The organism is Ruminococcus sp. CAG:57 (assembly GCF_000435935.1).
Lineage (GTDB): Bacteria > Bacillota > Clostridia > Oscillospirales > Ruminococcaceae > Hominimerdicola > Hominimerdicola aceti.
Genome location: NZ_FR890686.1, coordinates 1 through 4702 on the forward strand (window position 1 = coordinate 1; position 4702 = coordinate 4702).

Genomic DNA, 4702 nt, shown 5'->3' on the forward strand with positions numbered 1-4702 from the left:
TTTGAGCCTTTAACTCCGATAGAAGCCGCCTTGTCGACTATCCAACCGCTTGACTTGTGACCTGTGGCTGGGATAGTTTCGGTGTAGGAGTCACCGCATGAGCAGGTGTATTTTACTGTGCCTGCGGTGGTGCAGGTGGCGTTGCTGAGAACTGTTTTTGTATAGCTGTGTTCATGATAATCGTCAAGCGCAAATGGTGAGAGCTTGTAAAGGGTCGGTGCTGAATTATTTGTGACATACCATTTTACCATGCCGTCACTGCATACAATAGGTTGACAATCTGAAAGTCCGAAGGAGTGAGAAATGGCTTTGGTAACAGTTTTGCCGTTTGAGTCAACTGTCATTGTCTTTGTGGCGGTCTTGCCTGTGGAACTGTTGTATTCTTCCCACATAACAAGGAACAGATTGTCATTTATCTTTATAAGCTGAGGGGTGCGGCAGGTCACTTTACTTGATGTGCCGTAGTTTGTGAGGGCAATGTTCTGTGTACCGTTGAAAAGCTCGTCTGTGACGCTTATGTAAACATTTCTTGTCTTACAATTGCTTGAAACGTCTTTTGCATAGGCTATCAGACAGTTTCCGCTGCCAAGCTCAAAACCGCCTATTGAAGCGCCCGTGTAGTTGCTTTTGTTCATATCGAACTTAACAGGGATAGAAACGTTCACGGCGGTTGATTTTCCGTCAGCCTTATATTTTGTGAGAGTAATGCCGTTTACAGAGAGGTAAGAGCCGTTCATTGTGTAGTTGCTTGATTCTGAGTGGTCAACTCTGTAGATGTATTTTCCGCTTTCGTCAGCTTTGATGAATTGGTTGAACGAGTGGCTAACATAGCCGTCTGTAAGATTTGAAACGTCATACATTGAGTCGGTCAGGGACATGGAGGATTCGTCAATGGTGAAAAGCATATTTGCCTGATGATTTATGCCGTCGCTGTCAGCATACATCTCATGGCAGGTGTAAACATAAAGCTTTCCGCCTGCTTCTTCCATTCTCAGTGAGCCTGCCGAGAACGGCTTTGTTGTATTGACACCTGAGATACTGCATGAATTTACTTTGCTCCAGCTCTTGGTGTATTTGACTACTCTCACAACTTCCTTGCTGTCGCTTTCGGCAGTGTTGTTCTGACCGAACACGAGATAGTTATAGTCTTTTCCTGAATAAAAGCCACCAAATATGTTAAGCTCTTTTGAAATAGTGCGTTGTGAGATCAGCTTTTTGCCGTCTGCGGAGTAGTTTTCTACCACAATGCCGCTTGATGTGTTTTCAAGCCTTGTGAGCGTTTCGTCGCTGTTTTGTACAAGATAAGAGTTTGTGACAGATGACCATGTGTTGTAATGGTTATCTGAAGCATTGTCTGTTGTACGTCCGCTGAGTATAGTGGCAGAGCCTTTTGTGTCGCTATCCATAGGCGTAACTGTCACTGTACAGCTTGCTTTCACACTGTTGTCAGTGGTAGCCGTTATTGTGCATACGCCTGCCTTGTTTCCGTACACCTTGCCGTCTTTTGTAACCGAAGCCACAGAATTATCACTGCTTGACCATGTGAAGCCGTAGTCTATATCGGAATTGCTTCTTGCAGAAAGTTTAAGGCTGTTGCCCGTTTTGAGCGTGGCAGAAGAATTTGAAATCGTAACACTGCTAGGCATTTTCCAAGCAATATTCTCTTCGTAGAAATTGCCGTCAGTATCACGCTCTATGGCTGTCACGGTGCCGTTCGTATAATACAAAGCGAAAACAGGATAAGCTGTTTTATATGAAGCCACCTGCTTGAAATCATTGTTGAACTCCATAAGAGTGTTGTTGTTTACATACATGATAGTGCTGTCATTTTCGCTGTTGTATACAGTTCTTGTTCCAACGCTGTTGTAGAGATCATTTTTGTTTTCATGTTCCGCTCTTGAAACGCTTCCAAAGAGAGATAATGTATTATCTGTTGATGTATGGAATTTGGCAGAGTCCACGATGTTTACAGTGCCGCTTGCAGAAGAAGTCCACGCAAGCTTGCCGTTGCCAAGCATTTGTGCGTTGTCATAATGATAATCGTAATATTTCTGATAGAAATAGTCGATAGATTTATCAGACACGGTTATTTTGTTATTTGAAATGTTTCCAAAGCCAAGGGCGTTCATTTTGTGAGTATAGCCCCAATAAACGTAATCAGCGTTTCTTTCAAAATAGAAGTTTCCGTTTGTGCTGTCAAAGCCTGAGAACTTTGTTATGGCAACTTCGGTGCTGCAGGAGGACAGCTTATTTCCGTTTGAGTCCAGGACAAATAGATTATCGCCCTTTTCAGCACCACTGCTGTCTGTTACATAGTAATATATCCTGCCGTTATTGTCAACGCCAAAACAGTTTGGGTAATTTAAAATACCATTGGGGGTATACTTGCTCACATTAACGCTTTTGGTCACCTTTTCCGTATCGGTGTCAAAGGTCTTTATGTAATAAGAATATGACGAGCCCTTCACGCTGGAATTGTATGTGCTGGTATCTCTTTCGATATAATAGATCTTGGAGTTGTTGGCATATACATTTATAATGTCACCAAGCGTTGCTACAGTTCTCACGGAGTTGTTGGAAAAGCTATAGAATTTAATTAGCTTCTTGTAGTTTTCCACAGTATAATAGTATAGTCCGTTTTTAGTGGCAGAAACCACGTTTACGAAAACCTGATCGGAGCTGTTAAAAGTCAGAAAATCTGACGGTATTTTTACGGCGCCGTTTGCAGAATAAGCCTGAGCTGATATAGCGGTGTTCCCCAATATGCCGTTAATGCTTTCTGGAAGCGGAAGCAGTGCGGCAGAAGCTGTTATAATAAAAGCTGTAAGTCCTGCGGCGATTTTTTTAGTCAACATATTTATCCCTCTTTACTATGATCTTTACCCCGACCCTATGTGTATATTATACTACTTTTTTTGCCTGATTTCAAGTAAAAAGCTCCGCCACAGCGAAATGCCACGGCGGAGTTTTTAGGACTTTTAGGAGAAATTACTTGTTGCCTGTTGTCTTGTAAGCGTCGATCATCTTCTTGCTGGTGAGTCCAGAACGCCGAGCATATCTTTCTCCGTTCCTAATGTATGTCATCGGCTCTGATTCACCTGTCAGAAGTTTAATTTCCAGTTTCATTGTGTTCTTATTTATTGGAACTACACTTATACGGTCTATGACTGCCTTTGCCATTTCGTCGACTTGTTCCTTGTTCATTGGTAGGCTAGGATCATACATTTCACGGAAGTATTTTTCAATCCGCTTTATAGCTTTTGCATAACTATTGTCGTTTTCGCTTTTCTTTTCGATAAATCTTATCTGATGTTCTATTCCTTTTATTAGTTCACTGCTCTCGGTATTACGTTTTGTAAATTCTGATTTTGTGATAAGCTCCTCCATATAGAGCTCCAGCAGTTTATCACGCTTTTTATTTTCCTTTTCCAGTGTTGCTTTCAGGCCGCTTACCTGCCGCATTGCCTCGGCAGAGCGGTCTGATTCTTTATATATCCGAAGAAATGTTTCAACATAATCCTCAAGGTTTTCAGCCACGTCCTTGAAAAATCCCGACAGTATGCTGTAAAGTTCCGATTCCATTATTGCAAATGACGCACAGCTTTTTGCACCTTCTTTCTTTTTTTCTGAGCATATCCATTGATATATTGGCTGACCTTTTGATACGCTGTTTGAGTAACTTGTCCTCCAATATGGCTTGTCGTGAGCTGCACACCATATCTTACCGGTGAAGACACTTGTGTCTTTAAATGAGTGTTCACGGCTTTTTATGGCAGCACTTCTTGTTTCAAATATTCTGTTGCACTTGTTCCATGTTTCCTCAGATACTATGGCAGGTACGACTTCGCCTGTTTCGTCTTTGTACATCACCCATTCTTCTTTGGGTAAAAAACGCTGTTCTTTTGTGCGGTAGTCAACTATTCTTACTTTGTTACCACAGTAAAATCCTTTATATTTTGGGTTTTGTATAATGCCTGAAACGGTGTTGTGATGTATCCTTGTACCATTGCGTCCACGGTAGCCCTTATCATATAGTATTCGTTCTATCTTTCTGACGCTCATATCACCAGTAGAGTAAAGGTCAAATATCATTCTTACCATTTCTGCTTCAGGTTCGTTTATGACAAGTTTACAGTCATCTTTATCATAGCCGAATATACGATTGTTGCCCATAACATTTCCGCTTTCTATTGAACGCTTGTGACCCCAGCGAACACGTTCAGAAAGTTTCCTGACTTCATCAGCGGCGATGCTTGACATTATAGTAAGACGCATTTCGCTGTCAGAATCAATGGTACAAATGTTATCATTTTGGAAGAAGACCCCTACCCCTGCTCGGATAAGATCACGGGTATAGGTAAGGCTGTCGATAGTATTTCTTGCGAAACGGCTGACTTCTTTTGTAAGTACAAGGTCAAACCTTCCTGCTTTTCCATCTTCGATCATTCTCATAAATTCAGCACGGTTTTCAGCGTGTTCTCCTCTGACCCTGTCAACATACCCCTCAATGTAATTCCAATTTGGGTTTGACTTTATCATCTCTGTAAAGAAGTTTATCTGATTTTCAATAGAGTTTTCCTGTTCATCACGGGTCGTTGATACTCGTGCATAAAATGTAACATTGATTTCAAGATCAAAAATTGTTTTCCGCTCACGTTTCATAAGGTCAGCGGCTGCATAAATATCCATTAAAATTCTCCTT

2 protein-coding genes are annotated in these 4702 nt (G+C 41.6%); both read right to left on the reverse strand.

The window, feature by feature from the left end:
- Positions 1-2855, reverse strand: a 2855-nt coding sequence (locus QVO88_RS00935) for an Ig-like domain-containing protein (protein ID WP_288177676.1), incomplete at its 3' end; no start/stop codon positions are given.
- A gap of 133 nt (positions 2856-2988) precedes the next feature.
- A partial coding sequence (locus QVO88_RS00940) for a recombinase family protein (RefSeq protein WP_288177678.1) occupies positions 2989-4702 on the reverse strand: 1714 nt, incomplete at its 5' end.